The organism is Thermogemmatispora tikiterensis (assembly GCF_003268475.1).
In the GTDB taxonomy this organism is placed as follows: Bacteria; Chloroflexota; Ktedonobacteria; order Ktedonobacterales; family Ktedonobacteraceae; genus Thermogemmatispora; species Thermogemmatispora tikiterensis.
In genome coordinates this window covers 3,997,745-4,022,316 of record NZ_MCIF01000002.1, presented here as the reverse complement: position 1 = coordinate 4,022,316, position 24,572 = coordinate 3,997,745, and the positions used below count along the sequence as shown (strand labels likewise).

Below are 24,572 nucleotides of genomic sequence, written 5' to 3'. Positions count from 1 at the left end.
TCCAGGTAAGGACAGGCAGGCAGAGAGCACCCGGTCCGGTCCGGCTTAGCGCGGGCGGGGTTTGTGACCATGGCAGCGACCAGGGCGACATGGACTGGAACTGAGGGCAGGAGGGTATGCAATGGCAGAGTCATATGCCTATGGCACGGAAGAGCAATTACAAGAACGGTTGGCAACCAATCTGGCGCGAGTGCGCAGCCGGATAGCGGAGGCTGCCGCACGGGTAGGCCGCCGCCCGGAGGAGATCACACTTGTGGCGGTCTCCAAGACATTTCCTGTCGAATTTGTCAAGATGGCGTATAATCTTGGCGTGACTGATTTCGGCGAGAACCGGGTGCAGGAGGCGCTGCCGAAAATTGCCGCTTTCCACCCCTCTACGCTGCGCTGGCATATGATTGGTCGCCTGCAAAGCAACAAGGCGAAAAAGGTGGTCGAGGCCTTCGACTGGGTGGAAAGTATCGAGAGCTGGCATAGCGCTCAGGCCCTCAACCGCCATGCCGGTGCCCTGGGACGACGCATCCCCGTCTTGCTAGAGGTGAATGTGGCCGGCGAGAGCAGCAAGGGTGGAGTCAGTCCGGAGGAGTTACCCGAGTTCGCCCGCCAGGTGGCTGCTCTCCCTCAGCTAGAGATCCAGGGCCTGATGACTGTAGCTCCCCTGGTGAGCGACGCCGAAGAGGTACGCCCCGTCTTCCGTACCTTGCGTCAATTGCGCGAACGCCTGCGCACGCTGCTGCCGCATTGCCCCTGGCAGCACCTTTCTATGGGAATGACCGATGATTACTGGGTCGCCATCGAGGAAGGCGCTACCATCGTACGCATCGGGCGGGCAATTTTCGGCGAGCGCCCGCGATAGTGAAGGATATGACGATGAAACCAGGTGATTTTCTTTTCAGCCGCCGCATGCGGCAGAACCACGCGCTGGAGCACGCTACGGTTACCATTCTGAGCCGGATGGTGCCCGATCTACGCGTCTCTGCCCGCGCGACCACCGATGGCTTTTTGATGTTCGGCAGCGACGTTGATTTGGCACTCTTGCGCCGCGCTGCAGAGGAGGCTCTCCAGCGTTTACAGGCTGGCGAGGCCGAGCTGGCCATCCATCCCAATTGTGGCACCAATCTAGCCGTGGGAATCTCGCTGGTAACCATCGGGACGATGCTCGGCTTCGCTTCCTCGCGGACCCGTACACGGGTCACATCGACGGTCCTTTCCTCTGTGGCCGGGCTGCTGGCAGCGCGCCCCCTGGGGGAGCTGGTCCAGAAGTATGTGACGACCCTGCCAGACCTGCGCGGCGTGCGCCTGACCGAGATCAGACGCCGGAAGATCTTTGGCTTTCAGGTGATTGAGGTCCGTACTGCTCAGGAGTGACGCTATGTTCGGTCTGCCCATCCCGATCCTCCACTGGATTGTTCAGTATGGCATTGGTCTGATCCTGTTTACGCTGTTCTTACGGGCCATTGCTTCGTGGTTCGGCCTGGACGAGCGCTACAGCTTTTTCCGCTTCCTTGCGAGCTATACCGATCCATTCATCAAGCCGGTGCGCCAGCTGGTGCCGCCGATCATGTTCATCGATGTCTCGTTCATGATTACAATGTTCCTGCTCTACACCCTGATGGTGCTGCTGCTCCAGGCGCTGCCTCCAACATGGTAGCTCGCCGTTGAATAGATGGGAGAAGGCAGACAGGTGAGAAGCCAGGTGAAGGAAGATGCTGAGGATACAGGTGCGTGTGACGCCAGGCAGCCGACGGGAAGCGCTGGAATGGGATGGTTCGTCACTACGAGCCTGGGTGCGGGCACCAGCACGTGAGGGCGAAGCCAACGCAGCCCTGATCGCTCTGGTGGCACGCCATCTGGGGATCAAGCGATATCAGGTGAGCATTGTGCATGGGGCCGCAGCGCGTGAGAAGGTGCTGGCCCTGGAGGGCCTGACGCTAGAGGAGGTCCAGCGCCGCTTAGGCCACACCCCCTGAGCAGCGTGTTCGCTCGCTACGACGCTGCGACCCCTCCAGGCATCTCAGGACGGGACCGGGAGCGGAAGAGGATAGACCCGGCTTCAGGTCAGGATGAGTCAGAAGGAGGGGGACGCTACTTGACGGCGGCAGGGAGCCTAACACGGCCAGCAGCGTTCCCCTTCTAAATGCTGAGGAGGTTCTTCTCCCTGGGTCCTCAGTTCTCCAGGCCGCGCAAGAGCACGTCAGCCTCTTCAGGAGAGAGCCGCCCCTCGGCCACCATGCGCAGTACCGCCGCCCGGGCCTCGACCATCTCGCCGCTGCGCTCACGCTCACGCGGCCAGTCAAAGTCGGCTTTCCCCGTGTACCAGGCATAGCGCTGCTGCCTCTTGATCTCCCGCACCACGTCGGTCACCTCGCGTCCTATTTCGCGCCCTAGACGCCCAAACTCTTCCCCGAGATAGGCGAATTCACGTCCCAACTGCTGACCCACCTGTGCCCAGCCAGGAGACCAGAGCCAGGGCTTGAACGGTCTTCTCAGGCTCCAGGTTGCCGGCGCGCCCCCCACCCGCAGGTTGAGATCGCCACCGACCTGCAGCTCCAGGATAGCTGCCCCCTCACCATAGGTCAGGCTGAAGGCGCTCCCATCAGGAATAGGCTCACCCACACCGCTGACAGAGCCACAAACCACGGCCTCGATCTTCACACTGGCCTGCTCAGGCAGCACAATACGCGCATCGCCCCCAACACGCAAGTGGGTATGGCTACCCCCCGGGAATGTGCCTGCCAGCGAGAGATCGCCACCGATGGCGCTCGCCTCCACGGCCCCGCCGATTTCGCGCAGATCAACATCGCCGCCCACATGTCCCAGTCGCAGCGGGCCCGCGAGCACGACACCACTGACATCGCCGCCTACATTGCCCAGCTCCACCCCGGCGGCAGCCACCGCTTGGATGAAGACATCCCCTCCCACATTACCAGCATGCAAGCTCTGGGCCTGCGCAACGCGCAGGTCACCGCCTACGTTGCCCACCAACAGCTCGGCCTCAGCGTTCTCCTCAAGCCGGCAGTCTCCTCCCACGTTGCCCACCTCACAGCGACGCCGCGCCTGGCGCACCTCTAGATCGCCACCAATGTGGTCGATATCGACTTCGTCCAGCTCACTCAGCCGGGCGTCCCCCCCAATGCCTTGCCGCACCCGCAGGACTCCCAGGCGCCGTGCCTGCAGGCTATTGCCACAGGCCAGCACCTCCACTGGCTCTTGAATGGCCTCCAGCACAAGATTCCCTGCGCAATTGCTCACCCTGGCCCCGCCACTGATCTCACTCAGCACTACATCACGCGCCTTCTCGATGCTGACGTGCCCGCTCAGCCTCCGCACGTAGAGATCGGTAACGGCTTTTGATCCCCCAAAGAAACGACTGCCCAGTGGGATGCGCAGCGTCAGGTCACCCACACCGCCGCGAATGGTGAGCAGATCCTGCTCTTGACTGATCTCCGGTAGCTCGCCAGCAGCCTCCACCGCAATGCTGCTCTCTTCCCAGCCCCGCACCTCCAGACTCCCGGTGAGATTCTCAATGCTCACCCGGGGATGCCGCCCAACAGGGAATAATTGCCGCTGTACCATCGCTGTTCTCCTCTCTTTCTTCGTCTCTGCTTGCTTGTTTTCTTTCCTCTATCCGCTTACTTCACCGACCGAAGGCCTCAAGCCTCAAGCAACCGCGACCACCGCCCGCGGGCAGCGGCGTGGCATAATTCACCATAGCTATGGCTATTAGAGCCACTACTCATGGATTTTATCACAGCATTGCGATAAATTCAATACTATCATGGGAAATAATACCATCTCTCTGGAGGAATTTATCAGACCGAGGGTGAGCGGGCCGTGGCCAGTAGCAAACAAACAAGCGCGACCACCCTGCCCGCCGCTGCCCAGACCAGACCACGGAAGGGAGCGAACAGGATGGCCGCGCATGACGCCTGGTCGAGATGAGGCGCCGGCCGCCGTTACTTGAAGAATTTGCCTTCAACGGAGTTAATCTTGATGTGTCCCTGGGCGTCGACGTACAGGACGACGATCGCCTTATCGACGGGGTCGCCGTTGCTCGCAAAAGAGATCTGGCCGCTAATGCCCTGGATCGCTCCGCTGCCGCTGATCGTTGTGAGAGCCTGACGCAGCTTGCTGCCTGTCAGGCTTTGCGTACTGCCACCCGTGGCCAGCGCGCGCCGACAGCCCTCAAGCAAGGTCTCAGTGGCGTCGTAGGCCAAGATGGTATTGAAGTCAGCACGAGTGTAGCCGTAGCCACTGTGCTGACCATTGCCACTGTAGAGGCGAGCATAGTCGCTGAAAAAGGCCGGCTGCGGACGTCCCAGATAGCTCCACTCATCGGGATAGGCAAAGGATGTAAAATGCAGGCGGGAAAACACTTGCCTGACGTTGCCGTAGCCCTGTGGCTGGTAGAGGGCATCACCGCCAAGGACGGGCAGGTGAGCAAAGGCACCAGTGGTAGGCAGATACTTGAGGAGCGGCGTAATATCGCTGGCGTAGCCTGCAAAGTAGATGAGGTCGGGATTCTTGCCCAGGGCATCCGAGAGCAGCGCTGGCAGCTGGCTCGTGTTGCTGCGCTGATAATGCTCCTCAACCACGATCTGCCCCCCTTCCTGGGTAAAGGCGTTACGGAAGTCCCGGAAGAGGCTGCTGCTATAGCTATCGCCCTGATCATAGAAGGCGGCCACTCGATGGGCATGGAGGACCTGCAGGGCATAGCTGGCCCCAGCGCTGGCCTGACCCTCGTTGGAGGGCACCACGCGGAAAAAGTAGGGCGAGAGACCGCTGAGCTGGTCGCTGGAGGCTGTTCCCGAGACCAGCGGAATCTGAGCCTGGGCCAGTACGCCTACTGCATTGATGGTCTGCGAGCTGAAGGGCCAGCCCATAACCCCCACAATGGTGCTATCCTTGTGGGCTGCCTGAACAATTTGCTGGGCCACTGTACCGGCGTAATTGTCTTCGCTGCCGGAGTTGGCAATGAGCAGGCGCAGCTTGAGGCCATTGAGGCCACCGCTATCATTGAATTCGCGCTGCGCAACATAGGCGCCCTGCAGGGCCTCGCGTCCGACATCGGTGTCGGGGCCGGTGAGCATGGCGCCGACGACAAGCGTCAGGTAAGGTGAGCCAGAGGCCATGACGCGCAGGTCTTCCTGATAGATGAGGGCCTCGGCATCGTTGGAATCCTCAGCAATGGCCTGAGCAAGATAGGACTGAGCCGCAGCGTAATTATCGGCTTTGAAGCTCTGGGCCGCCTGCTGCTTGAGACTGGCATCCCCGCTGGGGCGCGTCGTATCGAAGATGATGCTGCCATCGCTGAGACCCAGCAGCTCAGGCTGCCCTTGCGCATTCTTGATGGTGAAGGCCCCAATACCGTTGATGTTCGCCGGCAGAGCTGTGCTGAGCGCGGTCGCACTGCCCTGCTCCTGTGAGCTACCCGACCCTTGCAGGCGCTGGCGAAAGCCGCTGAAGGCGCCCAGGGCGATGGCTGCAATGAGGATCAGCACGAGCAACAGTACCAGAAAGCTGGCCAGCATCTGGCCGTTGTAGCTGCGCTTGCCTGGCAAGCCAGGCTGAACGACAGGCGGAGGCTGAGGCAGAGGTGTTTGTGGCGCTTGCCCGATCTGGCGCTGCCGCTGGCCCTGCACCGGGCCGGTGACAGGCCCCTGGGCGGCGGGTAGCGCTGAGGGCATCGTGGACGGGAGCGGCGTAAAGGGACTCCCGCCCTGTGTGCTTACCGTTGTGCTTGTGCCTCTTGGCAGACTAGCCGGGGTGGAACCGGGATAGCTGAAGCCGCCGCTCTGCGAGCGCGGTCTGGTAATGGGGTGAGCCCCCGTGGTCAGGCTGGCACCCAGCAGGCCAAAGCGCTCCTCCAGGATCTGGTCAACGTCCCGCTTCATCTCGCTAGCGCTCTGGTAGCGCTTGGTAATATCGTTCTGCAGGGCGCGGGTCAGCAGGTGCTCGACTTCCAGCGAGAGCCGCGGGTTAAGGCTGCGCACCGGTGGATAGACAAACGGCGGATGTTCGCGCGGGTCGCGGTTGGTCAGCAAATGATGCATGGTGGCAGCCAGGGCATAGAGGTCCGAGCGTGGGTCGGCCTTTCCCTGATACTGCTCCGGTGGGGCGTAACCGGGCGTGCCGAGCGCGCTCGTCTGCTTGCGTGCCGCGTCGGCAGCCAGATCAGGACGCGCGATGCCGAAGTCGACGAGATGGGCCCGGCCATCGTTGCTGCCGATGATGATATTGGCTGGCTTGACGTCGCGATGGACAATCGGCGGCTTGCGACTGGCCAGGTATTCCAGAACCAGGAGGATATCGGAGGCGTAGACCAGGACGTCGTCTTCGGATAAAGGCCGCCCCAGACGGTCTAGACGCTCTTCGAGGTTTTCCCCGGCCACATACTCCTGGACCATGAAGTAGTGCGAGCCTTCCTGAAAGTGGTCGGTCACCGCCGGCACCAGAAAGTGATCGACACTGGCCAGGGTCGCTACCTCGCGCTTGAAATTGCGCACGTCCTCCTGCAATTGGGCCGGGTCGCTGCTCTCGGAAATCAGCTCCTTGATGACGACAAGCTTGTTGTTGAGCCGCGTATCCTCGGCCAGGAGCACTGCCCCCATTCCGCCTTCACCAAGAATCTGTTTGATCACGTAGCGATCGTTCTGCAGCCGGTCACCGGGTCGCAGCGAGGTCGACATTTTCTGTCCCTGCCCCGGCCCCTGAGCCTGGGTTTGCCGGGCACCGCTGAGATCAGCTGTATCAGCATTTAATCGCTTGCCACATTGGTTACAGAAGCGCCCACCCAGGCGTACGGTAGCACCACAGTAAGGGCATCTCATGCTCAGCCTACCTTATATACACAAACTTCGCCTTGCTAGCTTCTTGCCAGGCAAGCCGCCCGCTATTTGAGAAAGCGGCCTTGAACCGATTCTAGTTTAATATGGCCGACGTTATCGACCATGAGCACCACGACGGCCTTGTTGTCAGGGTTCCCATCCGATCCGAAGGAGATGACACCGCTGATCCCCTGCACTGCCTGGTTTCCCTTGAGTTCGGCCAGGGCCTGCCGCAGCTCTGCACCGCTCAAAGTGGCCTTTCCCTCGCCCTTGCCGCTGCTGAGCACCTGCCGACTGGCCTCCAGCAGTACCAGCGTGGCATCGTAGGAGAGGATGGCATCGTTATCCGGGCGCGTGTAGCCATAGCCGACGTGGCGGCTGTTGGCATTAAAGGTCTGCGGGTAGACCGTAAAGAAGGCCGGCTGGGGTAGGGAGAGATAGCTCCACTCATCGGGATAGGCGAAGGCCGTGAAGTGGAGACGCAAGAACCCGGCGCGCGCGCTGCTCGGGTAGCCTTGCAGTTGATAGAGCGCATCGCCCCCCATGACCTGCAGTCTGGCCAGAGGGCCACCTGTCGGCAAATTGGTGAGCAGGGTGGCCACATCGCTGGCGTAGCCGGAGAAGTAGAGCAAATCGGGTCCGCGGAGCAGAGCATCTTGTAGTAGTGCCGGCAGGGTCGACGGCTTTCCGACGCGGTAGCGCTCCTGAACAACGATGGTTCCTCCATCGGCGGTGTAACGCTGGCTGAAAGCTGCCGCCAGACTCTGGCTATATGGATCTAGCGGGTCGAGGAAGAGCGCGACGCGCCTGGCTCGCAGGTGCTGATAGGCATAGTCAGCCCCAACGGCCCCCTGCCGCTGATCCGAGGGGCAAACGCGGAAAAAGTACGCCGATTTACCGCTGAGCTGATCGCTGGAGGCGCTGGGCGAGACCATCGGTAGCTGCGCCTGGCTCAGGATGGGCAGCGCAGGTAAGACGCGCGAGCTGTAGGGCCAGCCCATGACGCCGACAATGGTTTTATCTTCCCTGGCCGCCTGAACAATCTGCTGGGCAATGGCGGCGGTAAAGAGACTGCTCCCCCCGGAGTTGGCGATCAGCAGGCGCACCAGGACCCCCGAGCCAAGCTTATAGCCACTGTTGTACTCCTTCTGGGCGATGTAGGCCCCCTGGAGGTTGTCGCGCCCTGTCCCTATGGCCCCACTGTCGCTTCCGGTCAGAATGGTTGCCACGACCAGGGTGATGTAGGGATTGCCAGAGGCCAGCACGCGCTGGTCTTCAAGATAGATGAGGGCTTCAGCATCGTTACTATCGATATCAAGAGCCGACTGCCAGAGGGCTTCGGCCCCGCTGATGTCACCCTGCTGCAGACGCCTGGCGGCCTGCTGCTTGAGATCTCCATCGGGACGCGCGACGTCAAAGGCCACGCTGCCATCGCTGAGGCCAATATAGTCTTTCTGGCCTGTATCGGGATTCACTACGCTGTAGGCCCCAAGGCCCTTCTTGAGAGTCGGCGGCGGGGTGATCGTCCTGCCCTGAGCCAGAGAGCTTGCCGGACCACTGCGGCTGACCAGGCGCGGCACCAGGAAGACCAGGAGGCTGCCCGTAATGACTAGCGCGATGACCAGCAGCAGCAGGGCCAGATAGAGCACCCTCAGCGGGAAAGGGCGCCGTCCCCTGCCCACGGAAGCCAGCGGGTACGGGGTAGTGAAAGGACTGCCGCCACTCGCGCTGCTAAGGGGAACAGAGACAGCCGCGGAGGCTGGAACAGACCAGCCGTGGGGCAGTGTGCCCGTCGCCGCCTTCATCTGAGCTGCGATGACCCCAGTGGCCTGCGTTGGCTCCTCTGGCTTGACAGCGCTGGCTCCCGCCGTGTAGCCGAAGCGCTGGAAGAGCAGGGCCTCAATATCGCGCTTCATGGCGAGGGCGCTCTGGTAGCGCTGATCTGGCTCCGGTTGCAGGGCATAGTGCAAAATACGCTCAACTTCGGGCGAGAGCTGCGGATTCAGGCTACGCGCCAATGGGTAGCTGAAGGGCGGATAGTTACGCGGGTCGCGCCCGGTCAGAACATGATGCAGGGTGGCGGCAAGCGCGTAGAGATCGGAGCGCGGGTCGGCCTCCCCCTGGTACTGCTCCGGCGCGGCATAACCAGGGGTACCAAGCGCGCTTGTCTGTCTGCGCAGAGCGTTGCGCACCACCCCGGCGCGGGCAACGCTAAAGTCCACCAGATAGGCATGCCCATCGCTGGCACTGATCACGATATTGGCCGGCTTGATGTCACGATGGACTACCGGCGGCGTCTGTAATTCCAGATATATCAAAACATCGATGATGTCGATGGCATAGATGAGGGCTTCCCGCTCGCTCAGAGGACCCTGGCGGCGCCGTAGCAGCTCTTCCAGGCTCTGGCCCTCGATATATTCCTCGACCATAAAGTAGCGCTCGCCCTCCTGGAAGTGATCGGTCACCGCGGGAATCAGCGGATGATCCAGGTGGGCTAGCAGCGCTACCTCGCGCTTGAATTGCCTGATCTCCTCCTGGCGTTGCTGTGGATCGCTCGCTTCAGAGAGCAGCTCTTTGATGACAACCTGTTTGCCGCCGAGACGGTGGTCGACAGCGAGAAGAGCAACTCCGTTCCCCTCTCGTCCAAGGAGGCGGATGATCTCATAGCGCCCGCCCTGAAGGCGCGTACCCGGCCTCAAAGGGCCAGAAGCAGTCTGGCTGCTGGCGGGAGAGCTGTTTCCAGCGAGCACGGGACGGCCACAAGAGCTGCAAAAGCGCGCCTCGGGGCGATTGATTGCGCCGCAATGAGGACATTCCATAGCTTCGCGCCTGTCTCCTCTGCCCAATGGCAAAGCCTGTTCATCCGAATCAATCGCTGCTGCTGCCCGCGCCGCTAGACTGACCACCTGGTCTTCCAGCAACTTGCTTCAGCAACCCTGGTCAGCGGTCCATCAGGTTGCCATCTCTCTTTCCCCGGCAGAACTGAGGGAGAGCAAAAATCGGTCAGGAGCGCGGGCGCACACGAGAGAAGGTTTGTCCAGATTAAGCAAGCAGGCAAGCAACTAGCCGTCTCTGCTTACCAGTCAGCTGATGCCCAGCGCTACAACCAGAGATGTTCTCTCTAATAGATAGAATACGCATACTGAGGGCGAAAGTTAAAGGATGCAATGCAGATGAGGTCACCTGCCAGCGCCAGCAAGCCGGGGGCCGGGTTGAGCGGCTCTACATACAGAAACGATTGACGTGCGTCTCATGTCGCAGAGCCGCTCTCTGAGGATCGTATCTCACCATCCAGACCAGCGCCGCCACCACCGCGGCCTTCAGAGGCGGGGCCTCTCTTCTTCACTTCAGGAAGTGGCCCTGAATGGACTCCAGCTTAATATGGCCGACATTATCAACCATCAGCACTACCACCGCTTTGTTTTGGGGATTACCATCGCTACCGAAGGCAATGGAGCCGCTGATACCCTGAATGCTGCGCGGACCATTGAGCTGCGCCAGCGCCCGCTGCAGGTCCTGGCCAGTGAACGTGGTCTTGCCGCCGCTGATCAGCAGTCTGCTGGCTTCCAGGAGCGCCAGCGTTGCATCATAGGCCAGGATGCTGTCTGTGAAGGGCCGGGTATAGCCATAGCCGCTGTGCTGCCCACTGGCGTTGAAAGCCTGGGCATAGGCTGCAAAGAAGGCCGGCTGGGGTTGCCCTAGATAGCCCCATTCGTCAGGATAGGCGAAAGCCGTGAAGTGGAGTCGCAGGAAACCGGCGCGGGCATTGCTCGGGTAACCCTGAAGCAAATAGAGGCCGTCGCCTCCCATAACCTGCAGGTGGGCAAAGGGACCAGAGGTCGGCAGCTTGCTGAGCAAGGGGGCAATGTCAGCTGAGAAGCCGGCAAAGTAGATCAGGTCGGGCTGATGAGTCAGGGCATCCTGTAACAGGGCCGGCAGGGTCGCTGGCTTGCCGACCGTATACTGCTCGCGGACGACAATGCTGCCACCATCGCTGCTGTAGCGAGTGCTGAAGGCAGTAGCCAGGCTCTGGCTGTAGGCATCGGCAGGATCGAAGAAGAGGGCCACCCGTCTCGCCTGCAGACGCTGATAGCTGTAATCGGCTCCGATCAGTCCTTGCTGCTGATCAGAGGGGCAGACGCGGAAAAAATACGGCGAGCGGCCCGTCAGCAGATCGCTTGAAGCCGTCTCTGAGACCATCGGCAGATGGGCCTGCGCCAGAATGGGCAGGGCATTGAGGGCACGCGAGCTGTAGGGCCAGCCCATGACGCCGACAATCGTTTTATCGGCCTGCGCCGCCTGGACAATCTGCTGCGCTACCGTAGTGGCAAAGAGGCTGTTTCCGCCTGAGTTGGCAATCAGCAGGCGCACCTGCAAGCCACCCCCGAGCTTTCCACTGCTGTTGTACTCCTTCTGAGCCAGATAGGCCCCCTGCAAATCGCCTCGCCCGGCTCCCACAGCTGCGGGATCAGGTCCGCTGAGCATGGTGGCAACGATCAGGGTGATATAGGGGCTGCCCGAGGAGAGCACCCGCTGATCCTCTAGATAAATAAGAGCCTCAGCGTCATTCTCATCGACGCTCAGAGCCGACTGCCAGAGGGCAGCGGCCCCACCGACATCGCCGCTCTGCAGGTGCTGAGCAGCCTGCTGCTTCAGCTTGCCATCGGGACGGTTCGTATCAAAGGCGGCTCTGCCGTCGCTGATACCAATGTAGTCTTTCTGCCCCGTCGCAGGATCGACCACTGTATAGCCACCAAGGCCGTTCTTCAAAGGCGGCGGCGAAGGCGCCACCGGCGGAGAGGGAGAAGCCCCGGGACGTGTGGCGGCAGTTGATCCGTTCTGGCTCACCGCATGGGGCAGCGCCAGCAAGACGGTTGCTCCCAGGATGATCACCAGTAGCCCGATGGCAACAAGGAGATGTAATAGAGGGACTCTTCTGCTGCCAAGGCTGAGCGGCCTGGAAAGCAGCGGCTGGGATTTAAGAGGCTGCGACCCAGGCGCTCCAGACGATACGCTCTGCGCAGGCGGCGGTAGCAACGACTGTTGCTGGCTTTCTGCCTGCACAGGGGAGGCCGGAGGAGGGGTCTGGGGCTGGCTAAGCCATCCTGAAGGGGTCACAGTCACAGCGCTCCCCATCAACGGGAGAGGGGTACTCTGCCCAGCCACCAGGCCGGGAGCGGGAGGGCTAAATGGCACGCCGAAGTGGCGCAGCAAAACAGCGTCGATCTCACGCTTCATCAGCGCGGCATGCTGGTAGCGCTGGCTGGGATCACGTTGCAGAGCCTGCATCAGCACACGCTCAGTCTCGGGGGAAACACCGGGATTAAGGGTCCGGACAGGAGGATAGCTAAAAGGAGGTTGCTGGCGAGGGTCCCGGCCAGTCAAGAGCTGATGGAGGGTAGCGGCCAGGGCATAGAGATCGGAGCGATGGTCAGCCTGGCCTTGATATTGTTCGGGCGCCGCATAACCTGGCGTTCCCAGGATGGTCGGGCGCTGACGCAGCCGGTTACGGGCCCGCTGCGCCGTGGGGGGTATCAGGTTGACCAGATGGATGTCGCCATCCTGCTGGCCAATGACAAGGTTGGTTGGCTTGATGTCCCCATGAAAAATAGAAGGCACGTTATTCTCAAGATAATCCAGCAAATCGAGAAGCTCAGAGGCATAAATGAGCACATCGCGCTCAGAGAGCGGCCAGGAAGACTGGGCAAGCCGCTTCTCCGCGTGTTCTCCTTCCACGTATTCGTGGACGAGAAAATAGCGCTCTCCCTCCACAAAATGATCAAGTACTTTTGGGAGGAACGGATGATCGAGTCGCGCTAGAAGTGAGGATTCAAGCCTGAGCTGCTTGAGATCTTGCTCGCGATGCCAGGGGTCAGTGGCTTCAGAGAGCAGCTCTTTGATGACCACTCGTCTACCGCTGTGCTGCTGATCGGTAGCCAGCACTGCAGCGCCTGCCCCACCCCAACCGAGCACGCGAGAGACGTAATAGCGCCCGCCGTAAAGGAAACTGCCTGGCGCCAGGGGACCCGCAACGGCGCTGGCCAGATCGGTGGCGGCTTCTCTTGGCAGAGGACTAAAACAGTGGGCACAGAAGCCGGCCCCAGGGCGAGTCATTGCCCCGCAGTGAGGACATTGCATTGTTCGTGTACCTGCCTTCCTTGCCCGACGACATGATGGTTGGGCACGAATTGACAAAAGAGCCAACGCTGACCGTTACTCTCTTCTTATAAAGAGCCTCCCTTTCTACATCCAATTAGGCACACTGAACACACTGCCTGTCGCACGTGTTCAGAACGGACATATACCCCCTCTAGGAAGAAGTACGTCTATACCGGGGAGAGATTAACAAGCAGGGAGAAAAGCAGGAGCTTTGTCCATGAGGCCCAGTTATGTGGGCTAGCGGAAGGCACTGGGGGAGAGGGGAAAGGGAAGATAGCGGAAAGTGGGACCTGCTCAGGCCACGAGCAGGGGGCCAGGGCGAAGCGCCGGGGAGGACAGCGAGCAAGCGGTCATGCAGCCTGCTTTTTCAGCCAGGGAGACTGTCTGCTTTTGTCTGCTTTCGCCAGCGCTCGGCCAGGTTGACCCACCTGCACGCAGCAGAGAGCTATATCATGGGCAGGTATTGTAACAAAGATGCCTCAGAGGTGCTGACAGCGCAAGGAGATGATCCCGGGAGCGAAGTGGTTGGCTTTTTTGAGATATTCCTCTTCGTTTCCCTCGATCATCAGCTTGTGCATGACCACCACATCGCCGTCGGGCAAAGGCTCGGCGGGCTGCAGGCACAGCTCCATGATGGGGCAGCCACGTTCATAGACCTTGACCAGGCCACCGGAGCCAGGAATGCGGTAGATACGATGACTGATCGAGGGGCTAGCCACCTCCAGGTATCCGTACTTGATCAGCTGCTGATACTGGCTCTCCGTCAACATCTCGCGCAGCAGCGCCTTAGCACGGCTCTCGGCAGAGAGGCGTTCATTGCGCGAGAGACGTGGCCCGACGCTGTTCCCTTCGAGCGATCGGGAGAGATAATAGATGGCCAGCAGCAAAAAGAGCAGCCAGATACCCAGGAAGAGCGTCAGAGTTTCTAACATAGCTGCTTACGCTCCTCGCCGGTTGCGCCGGTCAGCCTCCTACGACGCGCGGCACCATCACGATCTGCTCGGCTGTTCGATCAAACTCATCGATGCGCTGCGCTGGCTTGCCTGGCTCGACCTTAAAGGCCGTGGCACCACGCATACGCTCCTCGCGAAAGATACGTTCGGCCTCGCGCACAGCGGCCAGAGCTTCGGGATCGCTGGCTTCAACCTTCCGCAGATCCCAGGAGATCCGATCATCGCCGCGACGGGACATTACCCGTAGCATTCCCAAAGCTAAACTCCTTCTCTGTTTCACAGACAAGCAAGCACACTAGACAAACCGAGCTAACCTGCACTGGCATTCCTTCCCCTGCTTTTTCTCTCCCTTGCACCTCCTCCAGCGCGCTGCCTCAGCACTGATCTGACCCCGGGGCGAAGGAGAGGAGCCTGATACAGGTTAGAATCAGGATAGCACGCTTTACCAACCTGAGTCAAGGGCTGCATGACTGTACTTTTTCATGTCAGCGTGGGTAAGGTGAGGCTGACAGTGGTGCCAACCCCAGGTGCAGACTGCACCGCGATCGTCCCGCCGAGCCGTTCGACCAGAAGGTGCGCGACGCTTAGTCCCAGCCCCAGCCCGCTGCCGCTGCTCTCCAGAAGCTGGTCGCTGCCAGTCGGCGGCTCCGCTCGATAAAATGGCTCGAAGATGTGTGGCAAAACTTCGGGCTGGATGCCCACGCCATTATCCCCAATGCTGAGGGCCAGACCCGGCAGACCAGAGGGCAGCGAGGCGACTGCCGCCTCTATGGTAATTCGCCCTCCGATGGGGGTATAGGTACAGGCATTGGCCAGGACGTTGCGCAGTATCTGGCGCGCGCGCTGGCTGTCGCTCCGTATCCTCTGGTAGGGCACCAGCAGCTCCCGGGCAAAGCGCGTTTCGATCCGCAACTGACGCAACCGCGCCGTGTATTCCAGCTCTTCCACAGCGCTCTCTACCAGCTCTTCTACAGCGATAACATCGCTGCTCAGACGCAACTGTCCGCTCATCGCCCTCAGCCAACAGAGGAGGTTCTCCAGCAACAGATAGAGCTGCTCACTACTGACCCGTGCGCGCTGGAGGTAGTCGCGGGACTGCAGGGATAGCTCGGAGCTGGCGGGGATCACGGCCCCAGCGGCCTCCTCTCCCGCGAGGAGTAGATCGAGAAAGCCACTGATACGGTTCAAGGGAGCCCGCAGTTCGTGGGCAATGCGCGCGAGGGGAAGATCTCTAAGCGTGAGGCTGTCACTTCTTTCGGTCTTCTGTCTTTCCTGGAGCCTGCTGCGCTCTTCAGCCTCTAAGGCATCGTCTGGTGCGCTGTCTCGCTCATTGCTCATGATCGATCCCGCTCTCGTCTTTCAGCAGAGATATTGTGTGAGAGTTTTTGCTTTCTGCACCTGTCAACATGGCAGAATTGGCGACCAGGCGCTTTCAGACATCGGCGTCAGGCCATTGCGGTTATTATAGCAAAGGCAAGGTGAAGAGGATACGGGCGCCGGCTCCAGGCACGTTCTCAGCCCAGATCTTGCCGCCGTGGGCTTCGACGATGGCGCGCACAATGGCCAGGCCCAGGCCGCTGCCTCCAGTGTCGCCGCGACGTGCTTCATCGGCACGATAGAAGCGGTCAAAGATGCGCGGCAGAGCCTGGGGTGGAATTCCGCTGCCGGTATCGGTGACCGCCACGATCAGGCAGTGCTCCTGTTGTACAGCGTCGATGACAACCATACCGCCGGCTGGTGTGTGGCGGAGGGCATTGTCGCAAAGGTTGGAGAAGACGCGCGTGAGCATATCGGGGTCAGCCTGTACTGGGGGCAGGTTGTAGTCGATGGTGTTGCACGGTTCGACGTTGGCACGCTCAAATTCGGGAGCAAGGACGGCCAGTACTTCATCAACCAGGACGGCCAGGCGTACTGGCTTGCGTTGCAGCTGCAGGGCACCAGCCTCCATCTTGGCCATCATGTGCAGGTCTCTGACAAGGCGGCGCAGGCGCAAGGTTTCGCGCACAATAATGCGTCCAGTGGCCTCGTAGTCTTCGCGACTGCGGTTGACGCCATCGATGAGCGACTCGCCGAGGCCAGCAATGGCGGTCAAGGGAGTGGCCAGGTCATGGGTAATGTTCATGATGAGTTCGCGCCGCCACAGCTCTTGCTTGCGCAGCTCCTCGACGTCGCGCTGCAGTTGGGCGGCCATCTCGTTGAAGTTGTGGGCCAGCTCGCCCAGTTCGCCTCTGGCACCAGTCTCGACGCGCACATCATAGTGGCCGCTCGCCAGTTGCCGTGTGGCGCTCGTCAGTTTGGCCAGCGGGCGGGTGATCGTGCGCGAGAAGAGGACCGCGGCCAGAGCGGCGATGAGGGCGACGGCGATCGAGGCAATAAGGACGGAGCGACTCAGGGTGGCGACGAGCGGGGGCATGGTGCCCTCCAGGGCATAGCGCGAGGTGACAAAGAGGACGCCGACCAGCGGGCCACTTTGAGAGTCACCGCCGTAGAAGATGGGCGTGACGACGAAGGGGCGCGCAGAGCCTGGAGGACCCCCATCGCCTATGTCGGCGACGGTCTGCTGCCCATGCGTGCCCTGGGTGAGGGCCGCGCGCACGCGGGCATAGTTGATCTTGAGGTCAGGGTCGGTCGAGGCCAGCAGCACAGTGGCGAGGGTTGGCCGCCCGCGGATCAGGGCCGGATAGACTGGCTGCAGATGGGTGGCCGCACGCGGGAGATAGGCATAGACAATGACCAGGGAGTCTTGCCCCTGAGAGCCGCGTACGATGGGGGCCAGGACATCGCTGGAGGCTCCGGCCAGGGTGCGCTGATGGGCTAGCATGTCGCTGCCGATGCGCCGGGCGCTGCTACTGGCCAGATCTGTCAGTTGCTGGCGCTGGTCCAGGCCATAGAAGTACGCCACGGATAACAAAATAATGAGCGCCAGCAGGGCGGTCGCCAGAAGAGCGACGAGCATGGAACCGAGCGCCAGCCTCCAGCGAATGCTGTGCCACCAGTGCATACGCATCGTTCTCGCTCCCTTCCTCTCGCTTACGTGGGTTACCTACCTACTTAGCTACCTCTCATCACCTGACTCGTCTGCCAGTGAGGCCTGTTCCGCTCACCGCGGCTTGCTATCAGCGGACCAGCGGCACAGGTGCCTAGCGTGTTCCTTTGAGGGCACCAGCGGCGTCGAATTTGTAGCCAACGCGCCAGACGGTCTTGATATAGCGCCGCTCGGCATTGGTTTCGATCTTCTTGCGGAGGGCGCTGATGTGGACGTCGATGATGTGACCATCTCCCAGATAGTCGTAGCCCCAGACTTTGTTCATGAGCATCTCGCGCGTAAAGACACGGTCGGGTGAGCGCGCCAGCAGGGCGAGCAGGTCGAACTCCGTTGGTGTAAGAGCAACTTCACGCCCATCAACTTCAACGCGCCGCGCGGGCAGGTCGATGACCAGGCCAGGGAAGCGCAGTACTTCGCTCTCGCGCTTCTCCTGGCCCCCACTGCCCTCACCACCGCCTCCGCTGGTGCGGCGCAGGATGGCCCGCACACGACTGACCAGTTCACGCGGACTGAACGGCTTGACCAGGTAATCATCAGCTCCGAGATCAAGACCACGAATGCGATCGTCTTCGTCTCCACGCGCTGTTAAGATAAGAATGGGCGTGGAGGACCAGGAACGGATGCGGCGGCAGACTTCGAAGCCATCCAGCCCCGGCAGCATGATGTCGAGAATGACCAGATCAGGCTTCTCGCGAGCATGGAGCGCCAGGCCATCCGCCGCATCGTGCGCCGCGATGACGCTATACCCTGCATCTTTGAGATACAGGTTGAGCAGGTGAATGATCCCCTCTTCGTCTTCAATGATGAGGATTTTCTGTGCCATTGCTAGCTGCTGCGCGCTCTCGGCTGGGCCGCCTCGCTCCCGCCTGGTTTGTCTCACCGATGGGAAAGGGTCGGGAGCGCCCGGGTCGACGACGCGCCGGAACGCGCGACCTCCTGTCCGTTAGATAATACTATCACACGCTCTTCCTTCCAGCCGGCCCTGGGACTGGTCGCTCTCCTCCCATCCGCCAATCTTGAGCAAATCTTGAGCTTCTCATTGAGGACTTCTTTATTTCTGAGCGCTATGATACTTAACGCCAGGGAGAGCGAACGCCAGGGCAAGCGGATGGTGCTCGCTCCCTCCTCTTGCGCTGTATGCGCTGAGCATACCCGTCTTGTTTCTACTCAAGAGAGCTATGCTAAAGAATCTACTCTTGAAAGAGTGAGCAGAAAAAGGAGCGATGTCGCTATGAAGCATATGAAAAAAGCGTTCTTGATCGCTGGTGGAGCGCTGCTCTTGCTGCTATGTATCGTTTTCGGCGCCCTCTTCGCCGGGCCGCTGCTGGCCAGCGCTACTGGCCAGAGCGGCAGCCCGCAGGCGACAGCGACGCCAGGGGCCGCCAGCAAGACCGGGGCCTACTGTCAGCAGTGGCTGCAGGATCTGGCGAACCGTCTGCACGTCTCGGTCGCGACGCTGCGCCAGGATAGCAATGCGGCCCTCAGCGATGTCCTCGACCAGATGGTCAAGGATGGCAAGTTGACCCAGAGCGAGGCCACCGTGATCAAGCAACGTCTGGCGGCTCATCCGGGCTGCAGCGCTCTGCTCAATGGGGCCAGGCGCGTCGCCATCCGCCAGCAGCTGAAGCCCTACCTGCCCGATCTGGAGAATCAGATCGCTCAGGGTTTGCATCTGAGCGTTGATCAGCTCAAAGCCCAGCTGCAGGCCGGCAAGACGCTCAAGCAGATCGCTGACGCTCAGCACGTTTCGGCCAGCCAGCTCCATACGATTGTCCTGAATGCCATCGAGCATGAGGTGGACCGCGCGGCCCAGGCCGGTACTATCACCCAGCAGCAGGCAAGCGCGATCAAGCAGTACCTGCAGAAGCATCCAGTGGTGATCAGCCGGCTGGTCAATCGTCACTTTAAGTCTGGTACGCTCTAGCTTCCTCCTTCCCTGTCTCATGGTCTGATGGCGCTGGCTGAAGCCAGCATACAGAAGGGGTCGGGCCAACAGCTCTCATGAACCGCGCCCGACCCCTCTTTTGCTGCCTGCAGTCCTCCTCTCCTGCGGCTTTCCCTCCCGTCCTCGCTGGACAGCGCGACGGAGACGAGCCGCAGCTTACGCTCCTGACTGGCCACTGTGGCCAAGCTTGCGACGGTGCTCTAGCTCGCGTAGCTCGACGCGGCGAATCTTGCCCGAAATGGTCTTAGGAAGCGTCTCGACAAATTCGATCTCGCGCGGATACTTATAGGGCGCGGTGACGCGACGGACATGCTCCTGCAGCTCGCTGGCCAGCTCGGGGGATGGGCTGTAACCTGGGGCGAGCACAACAAAGGCTTTGACGATCTGGCCGCGAACTTCGTCGGGACTGCCAACCACCGCTGACTCGGCGACGGCGGGATGCTCTTTGAGGGCGCTTTCAACTTCGAACGGCCCAATGCGATAGCCGGCACTGATGATGACATCGTCGGCCCTGCCAACAAACCATAGATAGCCGTCCTCATCGCGATAGGCGCGGTCGCCGGTGATGTACCAGTCGCCGCGGATACAGGCCGCGGTCGCTTCGGGATTGCGCCAGTACTCCTGGAAGAGCCAGCGCGGACGCTCAGGCTTGATGCGGACGGCGATATCGCCCTCAGCACCAGGAGGCAGCTCGTTGCCCTCGTGATCGATGACGGCCACGTCGAAGCCCGGCGAGGGCCTGCCCATCGAGCCAGGCTTGACCTCCAGCGGCGGGAAATTGCCACAGAGCAGCACGGTCTCGGTCTGTCCGTAGCCGTCGCGGATGATCATGCCAGTTGCTTCTTGCCATTGACGAATGACTTCCGGGTTCAATGGCTCGCCAGCGCCAACGCAGTGGCGCAGGGCGCGGGGCGGATGCGCCTTGAGATAGGTGAGCGGCTCCTCCAGGACAAGCATGCGGTAGGCGGTCGGTGGGGCGCAGAGGACGGTGATCGGGTAGCGATGGAGCAGCTCCAGGGTCTCCACGGGATTGAATTTGCCGCGGGCGTCCTGGATGAAGACGGCGGTGCCCATGACCCAGGGACCAAAGAAGTTGCTCCAGGCCCACTTGGCCCAGCCGGTTTCACTGAGATTCCAGAGCAGGTCATCCTCGTGGAGATCAAGCCAGTATTTGCCAGTGATGGTGTGCCCGAGCGGATAACTGGCCTGGGTGTGGAGAACCATCTTGGGATAGCCGACGGTGCCTGAAGTGAAGTAGACCAGACAGGGGTCGTCGCTGCGCGTTTTGGGGCCAGTGAAGTCGGGGGAGGCTGCCGCCACGATCTCGTGATAGCTGATCCAGCCTGGACGGGCCTCGCCATCGACCAGGATGGCCTGCTTGACGGTGGGACACTGCCCTCGCACCTGATCAAATTTCTCTGCTCCTTCGCGATCGGTGATCAGACCCTGGGCCTCGGCTACTTCGGCCCGATATTGGAGGTCTTTGCTGGTGAGCAGGGTGGTGCAGGGGATAAAGATGACGCCGAGCTTCATCAGACCCAGTACGCTTTCCCACCATTCGGGAAGGCGCGGCAGCATGACCAGCACGCGATCGCCTTTCTTGAGGCCAAGGGCAGCAAAGGCGTTGGCGGCCCGACTGGAGCGCTCGGCGAATTCGGCAAAGGTGATCTGCCGCTCTTCTCCGTGCTGACCGAGCCAGTGGACGGCGATTTTTTGGGGGTCCTGCGCCCATTTGCCGATGATGTCGACGGCGAAGTTGAAATACTCGGGGACGTCGATGTGGAAGGTGCGCCGCTCGACTTCGTAGTCGGCCATGTTGGGGGTCCGCGAGACGGTCATTGTGAAGCCTCCTTTGTGCTGTAGAGCGCTCCTCCGACGGCGCTGTCAGAGGTGTGGGCTACTGCGAAACGCTCGTGCTCTCTTCCCCTATCATACCATACGCCAGGCGAGAGGATATAATGGAACCTGATCCTTATTGTGGGCTGTTCCCTCAGCCCTTTTATTTATCAGGTGCATCAGTCAGCGACAACAAGGAGGCACGTTGCAACTCTACGTCTTTTTTACTCCCGAGACAATTTTGCCCGAGCGGGCCCAGGCCGGCGATGTCTACATCGTGATCGATCTGATCCGCGCGACGACGACGATGACGGTGATGCTGGAACAGGGGGCGAGGCGCGTGCTGGTGGCTGAGTCGATCGAGCAGGCGCGGGCTGGAGCCGCTGCCCATCCCGGGCGCGCGCTCTGCGGAGAGCGCAATGTGCGCCGCATTCCTGGCTTCGATTATGGCAATTCGCCGCGCGAGTTCGCCCAGCTGGACCTGCAGGGCCGTGAGCTGATTTTGACGACAACAAATGGCACCCGCGCTTTCCACGCCTGCCCACCCGAGACGATACGCCTGGCTGGCTGCTTCCGCAATGCCCACGCCGTGGTCTCGGCGGCGCTAAAGCTGGCGCGTGAGCGCGAAGGCGATATTGCCCTGGTCTGCGCAGGCGAGTTCGGTTACTTTGCTCTTGATGATGCGGTCTGTGCCGGCTACCTGGCCGCCGAGCTGCTGCGCCTGGCTGGCTCCGACCACCACCAGGAGGCTAATCCAGGAAGCTCAGTCCTGACTCCTCACGGGAGCGCTCTGGCGGCAATCGCCATCTATGAGGCCTATAAGCCTCCGCGTGTGCTGGAGTATAGCGAGTCGTCTCTGACGGTGCTACGCGCCGGTCTGGTCGACGACCCTCCTTTCTGTGTGGAGATCGATCGGAGCAGCCTGGTGCCAGCAGTCTCCGGTCGCGAGCCGGAAACAGGCCTGTTGATTGTCGAGCCGCTGGCTCTTTGAATGTCTGAGCGGCTCTGTGAGAGGGCTGGCGCCTGCTCTGCTCTCTCAACGTTGCTCCGGCGCCGGGCCAGGCGGAGCCTTCTCCCCGACGGCGAGGCTTGAAGCCTCCGGAATGATGGCCCGGCGCTCTAGCTATAGACGACCAGCATTTCTACTGAAGCCACTCGCCGCCTGCCCCGCCGGAACGGGGCCTTGCTTCAGGCTCAGTCCGCTTCTGAAGCCGCGCCGCCCTCCTTCTCTTTCGCTATAGCCCTCTGAGCCGGTTGACACTCTCTCGGGGGTTGACCCGTGTAGAAAATGACATCGGTAGCGACCCAACAGCGATCGGAGTATCTTCGACTGTAGTGATAAGTACCTGCGCCATTGTCTCAAAGAGAGCTTTAGCGAGAGGAGGAGAAAGTTCACATGGTAACGGGTTTCGTTCTGGCAAGCGTGCTGGGCACGCTGTGGGCCTGGATTGTCTGGATCATCATCGGTGGCTTAGCCGGGGCGATCGCCGACCGCCTGGTGCAGGGCGATCAGCTTGGCATTCTGGGTAATATTATCGTCGGCATCATTGGCGGTCTCCTGGGCGGCGCGATCCTGGGCGCCCTCGGCATTTCGGTCAGTGGCATCTTCTGGACTTTCGTGACAGCCCTGCTCGGCGCGATCATCCTGCTAGTAATCGTTAAGGCCGTGACCGGTGGGCGGGGCCTTGGTGGCAAGCGCCCCACTGTCTAGTGAGCCTCTTGCGCTTCGTCTCCTTTCTTCGGCATCTCTCTCTGCCGAAGTCTCCCTTAGCGGGCTAGCATCTATTACTAGCCCGCTTTTGTTTGCGGAGAGATATGGCCGGCCAGCTTCAGATCGTCTGCTCCTCGGCGGCCCGCTGAAACTGCTCAGCATAGAGGCGGGCATAGAGTCCTTGCTGCTCCAGTAATTCCTCATGGGTTCCGCGCTCGACAATCTGCCCTCGATCCAGGACAAGAATGGTGTCGGCGGCCAGAATGGTCGAGAGCCGATGTGCAATGGCCAGGGTGGTGCGCTTGTGCATGAGCGGCTCCAGAGCGGCCTGAATGAGACGCTCGGAGTGGGTGTCGAGGGCGCTGGTGGCTTCGTCCAGGATCAGGATACGTGGATCTTTAAGGATGACACGGGCGATGGCGAGGCGCTGCTTTTCACCTCCAGAGAGCTTGTAGCCACGCTCTCCAACCAGGGTATCGTAGCCGTCATCGAGCTCCATGATGCGTTCGTGAATGGCAGCAGCCCTGGCGGCGGCGATCATCTCTTCCTCGCTGGCCTCGGGCCGTGCGTAGAGCAGATTTTCGCGGATGGTGGCGTTGAAGAGGTAGGTTTCCTGGGTGACCATACCGATCAGTTCGCTGAGAGACTGCTGGGCGATGGAGCGAACGTCGTGACCGTCGATGCGGACGCTGCCTTCGTCAACGTCATAGAGGCGGGCGAGCAGATAGGTGATGGTGGTTTTGCCGGCTCCGCTTGGTCCGACAAGGGCCACCAGCTGACCCGGCTCGATGGTGAAGGAGATATGGCTGAGCGCCGCCCGTTCCTCGGACAGCTCTCCAGCCAGGACTGCCACTTTCCCGTTTCGCTGCTCGCCATTCTCCTCCGGCCCCGCTTCGGCTGTGCCTTCAGACGTTTCACGTCGGTAGCTGAAGGAGACGTCTTCAAAGCTGATGGCGCCACGTACCTGCTCGGGCTTGAGCCAGAGGGCATCAGGCCGGTCCGCGATCTCGATCGGCAGGTCGAGATATTCGAAGATACGGTCGAAGAGGGCCAGGGCGCCCTGGATGTCGACTTGAATGCTGAGTAGCTGGCCAACCGGGAAAAAGAGCCGGCTCTGCAGAGTGGTGAAGGCCACAATGGCGCCCAGGGTAATGGCCTGGCGCGGGTCAAAAATGGCCTGCAATCCGGCGACAAGGTAGACGACTGCCGGTGTGATCGAGAAGAAGGTGCCTACGAACATGAAGAACCAGCGCCCGATCATTTGCTGGCGAATTTCAAGATCGGAAAGACGCTGGTTCTCCTCTTCAAAGCGTTGCTGAGTCAGCTGCTGCCGGCCAAAGGTCTTGATGAGCAGGACACCGCTGACGGAAAGGGTCTCTTGCATGAGGGCGCTAAGAGAGGCCATGCTCTTTTGCGTTTCTTTGCTCGTCAGGCGGCGTACGTTGCCTACTTTGTAGGTGATCCAGAGGAAGAGCGGCAGCAGCCCCAGCGAGATGAGGGTGAGTAGCGGGCTGATAATGGCCATTGCAATGATGGTCGAGAGGGCCGTGGAGATGTTGGCGACGATGCTGGTGGCGGTGCCTGTGACGATGTTCTCGATACCGCCGACGTCATTGGCCAGCCGCGATTGAATTTCTCCGGTGCGGGTGGCCGTGAAAAAGCGTAGAGACATCCGCTGCAGATGGGCATAGAGGCGATTGCGAAAGTCGCGCATGACACGCTGCCCAACCAGGTTGCTGAGATAGCTCTGGCCTACACCGATGACTCCGCTGACAACCGGCGTGATGAGCATGATGCTGACGAAGATGATGAGCAACGTCAGGTCACGCTTGCCAATGGCATCGTCAAAGATAAAGCGGATCATGAGCGGATTGATTAATCCCAAAAAGGTTGTCGTGAGGATGGCTATGAGCATGAGAGCCACTTGCCCTCGATAGGGTCGGAAGGCCGCTATGACCCGACTTAGCGTTCGCCGGTCGGTCTTGCGCCCCTTGCGCCTCTGCTCGTCGAGATAGACCCCCAAACTACTACCCATGCTGTGACCGTGTACTGCCATCGTTGTTGCTACTCCCTGTTGCTTCTCCGTCTGAGGTTGTGC

The 24,572-nt window shown here is 60.9% G+C and carries 18 protein-coding genes; 7 read left to right on the top strand and 11 right to left on the bottom strand.

Annotated features, from left to right (window positions below; all coding sequences use genetic code 11):
* Positions 1 to 121: 121 nt before the first annotated feature.
* The 4 genes from A4R35_RS16110 to A4R35_RS16095 are packed head-to-tail and all read left to right on the top strand — an operon-like array spanning position 122 to position 1,967.
* Complete coding sequence (locus A4R35_RS16110) at positions 122 to 853, top strand: YggS family pyridoxal phosphate-dependent enzyme (protein ID WP_112431116.1); 732 nt, start codon at positions 122 to 124, stop codon at positions 851 to 853.
* Positions 854 to 867: 14 nt separating this feature from the next.
* Positions 868 to 1,365 carry a DUF6391 domain-containing protein gene (locus A4R35_RS16105; RefSeq protein WP_112431114.1) on the top strand — a complete coding sequence of 166 codons (498 nt, stop codon included), beginning with the start codon at positions 868 to 870 and terminating at the stop codon, positions 1,363 to 1,365.
* 4 nt (positions 1,366 to 1,369) lie between these two features.
* Positions 1,370 to 1,648: a YggT family protein gene (locus A4R35_RS16100; protein WP_112431112.1), complete on the top strand. Its 279-nt coding sequence runs from the start codon at positions 1,370 to 1,372 to the stop codon at positions 1,646 to 1,648.
* Between the two features lie 55 nt (positions 1,649 to 1,703).
* Positions 1,704 to 1,967, top strand: a complete 264-nt coding sequence (locus A4R35_RS16095) for a DUF167 domain-containing protein (protein ID WP_112431110.1) — start codon at positions 1,704 to 1,706, stop codon at positions 1,965 to 1,967.
* Positions 1,968 to 2,163: 196 nt separating this feature from the next.
* Here the strand turns inward: A4R35_RS16095 and A4R35_RS16090 are convergent, their stop codons facing one another.
* The 9 genes from A4R35_RS16090 to A4R35_RS16050 all read right to left on the bottom strand — a co-directional run bounded on the left by A4R35_RS16090 (position 2,164) and on the right by A4R35_RS16050 (position 17,805).
* A complete protein-coding gene (locus tag A4R35_RS16090) occupies positions 2,164 to 3,573 on the bottom strand; it encodes a DUF4097 family beta strand repeat-containing protein (RefSeq protein ID WP_112431108.1) in 1,410 nt (469 codons plus the stop codon).
* Positions 3,574 to 3,953: 380 nt separating this feature from the next.
* A complete protein-coding gene (locus tag A4R35_RS16085) occupies positions 3,954 to 6,686 on the bottom strand; it encodes a bifunctional serine/threonine-protein kinase/ABC transporter substrate-binding protein (RefSeq protein ID WP_189361915.1) in 2,733 nt (910 codons plus the stop codon).
* Positions 6,687 to 6,889: 203 nt separating this feature from the next.
* On the bottom strand, positions 6,890 to 9,643 hold the full coding sequence (locus A4R35_RS16080; RefSeq protein ID WP_112431104.1) for a protein kinase domain-containing protein: 2,754 nt from the start codon (positions 9,641 to 9,643) through the stop codon (positions 6,890 to 6,892).
* 523 nt (positions 9,644 to 10,166) lie between these two features.
* Entirely contained in the window at positions 10,167 to 12,962 is a 2,796-nt protein-coding gene (locus A4R35_RS16075; protein ID WP_112431102.1) for a protein kinase domain-containing protein, read from the bottom strand.
* A gap of 500 nt (positions 12,963 to 13,462) precedes the next feature.
* Positions 13,463 to 13,915, bottom strand: a complete 453-nt coding sequence (locus A4R35_RS16070) for a hypothetical protein (protein WP_112431100.1) — start codon at positions 13,913 to 13,915, stop codon at positions 13,463 to 13,465.
* A gap of 31 nt (positions 13,916 to 13,946) precedes the next feature.
* The gene (locus tag A4R35_RS16065) at positions 13,947 to 14,186 is read right to left on the bottom strand and encodes a hypothetical protein (protein WP_223258364.1); all 240 of its coding nucleotides are present in this window, start codon (positions 14,184 to 14,186) and stop codon (positions 13,947 to 13,949) included.
* A 230-nt stretch (positions 14,187 to 14,416) separates the two neighbouring features.
* A complete protein-coding gene (locus A4R35_RS16060; RefSeq protein WP_112431096.1) occupies positions 14,417 to 15,274 on the bottom strand; it encodes a sensor histidine kinase in 858 nt (285 codons plus the stop codon).
* A gap of 124 nt (positions 15,275 to 15,398) precedes the next feature.
* Positions 15,399 to 16,943, bottom strand: coding sequence for a sensor histidine kinase (locus tag A4R35_RS16055; protein ID WP_112431094.1), 1,545 nt, complete (start codon positions 16,941 to 16,943; stop codon positions 15,399 to 15,401).
* A 133-nt stretch (positions 16,944 to 17,076) separates the two neighbouring features.
* Positions 17,077 to 17,805 (bottom strand): response regulator transcription factor, encoded by a 729-nt coding sequence (locus tag A4R35_RS16050; RefSeq protein WP_112431092.1) that lies wholly within the window; start codon positions 17,803 to 17,805, stop codon positions 17,077 to 17,079.
* Between the two features lie 408 nt (positions 17,806 to 18,213).
* On the opposite strand from A4R35_RS16050, the gene A4R35_RS16045 reads away from it, so the two are divergent.
* Positions 18,214 to 18,906, top strand: coding sequence for a hypothetical protein (locus A4R35_RS16045; RefSeq protein WP_112431090.1), 693 nt, complete (start codon positions 18,214 to 18,216; stop codon positions 18,904 to 18,906).
* Positions 18,907 to 19,083: 177 nt separating this feature from the next.
* On the opposite strand, the gene A4R35_RS16040 is transcribed toward A4R35_RS16045, so the two are convergent.
* The gene (locus A4R35_RS16040; protein ID WP_112431088.1) at positions 19,084 to 20,766 is read right to left on the bottom strand and encodes an acyl-CoA synthetase; all 1,683 of its coding nucleotides are present in this window, start codon (positions 20,764 to 20,766) and stop codon (positions 19,084 to 19,086) included.
* Positions 20,767 to 20,968: 202 nt separating this feature from the next.
* On the opposite strand from A4R35_RS16040, the gene A4R35_RS16035 reads away from it, so the two are divergent.
* Positions 20,969 to 21,754, top strand: a complete 786-nt coding sequence (locus A4R35_RS16035) for a 2-phosphosulfolactate phosphatase (protein WP_189361914.1) — start codon at positions 20,969 to 20,971, stop codon at positions 21,752 to 21,754.
* Positions 21,755 to 22,159: 405 nt separating this feature from the next.
* On the top strand, positions 22,160 to 22,474 hold the full coding sequence (locus A4R35_RS16030) for a GlsB/YeaQ/YmgE family stress response membrane protein (protein WP_112431084.1): 315 nt from the start codon (positions 22,160 to 22,162) through the stop codon (positions 22,472 to 22,474).
* Positions 22,475 to 22,592: 118 nt separating this feature from the next.
* On the opposite strand, the gene A4R35_RS16025 is transcribed toward A4R35_RS16030, so the two are convergent.
* Positions 22,593 to 24,530: an ABC transporter ATP-binding protein gene (locus tag A4R35_RS16025; RefSeq protein ID WP_112431082.1), complete on the bottom strand. Its 1,938-nt coding sequence runs from the start codon at positions 24,528 to 24,530 to the stop codon at positions 22,593 to 22,595.
* Between the last annotated feature and the right edge of the window lie 42 nt (positions 24,531 to 24,572).

Coding starts and splice junctions, on each gene's coding strand:
- A4R35_RS16110 (WP_112431116.1), top strand. CDS start 122: ATGGCAGAGTCATATGCCTATGGCACGGAAGAGCAATTACAAGAACGG.
- A4R35_RS16105 (WP_112431114.1), top strand. CDS start 868: ATGAAACCAGGTGATTTTCTTTTCAGCCGCCGCATGCGGCAGAACCAC.
- A4R35_RS16100 (WP_112431112.1), top strand. CDS start 1,370: ATGTTCGGTCTGCCCATCCCGATCCTCCACTGGATTGTTCAGTATGGC.
- A4R35_RS16095 (WP_112431110.1), top strand. CDS start 1,704: ATGCTGAGGATACAGGTGCGTGTGACGCCAGGCAGCCGACGGGAAGCG.
- A4R35_RS16090 (WP_112431108.1), bottom strand. CDS start 3,573: ATGGTACAGCGGCAATTATTCCCTGTTGGGCGGCATCCCCGGGTGAGC.
- A4R35_RS16085 (WP_189361915.1), bottom strand. CDS start 6,686: ATGTCGACCTCGCTGCGACCCGGTGACCGGCTGCAGAACGATCGCTAC.
- A4R35_RS16080 (WP_112431104.1), bottom strand. CDS start 9,643: ATGGAATGTCCTCATTGCGGCGCAATCAATCGCCCCGAGGCGCGCTTT.
- A4R35_RS16075 (WP_112431102.1), bottom strand. CDS start 12,962: ATGCAATGTCCTCACTGCGGGGCAATGACTCGCCCTGGGGCCGGCTTC.
- A4R35_RS16070 (WP_112431100.1), bottom strand. CDS start 13,915: ATGTTAGAAACTCTGACGCTCTTCCTGGGTATCTGGCTGCTCTTTTTG.
- A4R35_RS16065 (WP_223258364.1), bottom strand. CDS start 14,186: ATGCTACGGGTAATGTCCCGTCGCGGCGATGATCGGATCTCCTGGGAT.
- A4R35_RS16060 (WP_112431096.1), bottom strand. CDS start 15,274: ATGAGCAATGAGCGAGACAGCGCACCAGACGATGCCTTAGAGGCTGAA.
- A4R35_RS16055 (WP_112431094.1), bottom strand. CDS start 16,943: ATGCGTATGCACTGGTGGCACAGCATTCGCTGGAGGCTGGCGCTCGGT.
- A4R35_RS16050 (WP_112431092.1), bottom strand. CDS start 17,805: ATGGCACAGAAAATCCTCATCATTGAAGACGAAGAGGGGATCATTCAC.
- A4R35_RS16045 (WP_112431090.1), top strand. CDS start 18,214: ATGAAGCATATGAAAAAAGCGTTCTTGATCGCTGGTGGAGCGCTGCTC.
- A4R35_RS16040 (WP_112431088.1), bottom strand. CDS start 20,766: ATGACCGTCTCGCGGACCCCCAACATGGCCGACTACGAAGTCGAGCGG.
- A4R35_RS16030 (WP_112431084.1), top strand. CDS start 22,160: ATGGTAACGGGTTTCGTTCTGGCAAGCGTGCTGGGCACGCTGTGGGCC.
- A4R35_RS16025 (WP_112431082.1), bottom strand. CDS start 24,530: ATGGCAGTACACGGTCACAGCATGGGTAGTAGTTTGGGGGTCTATCTC.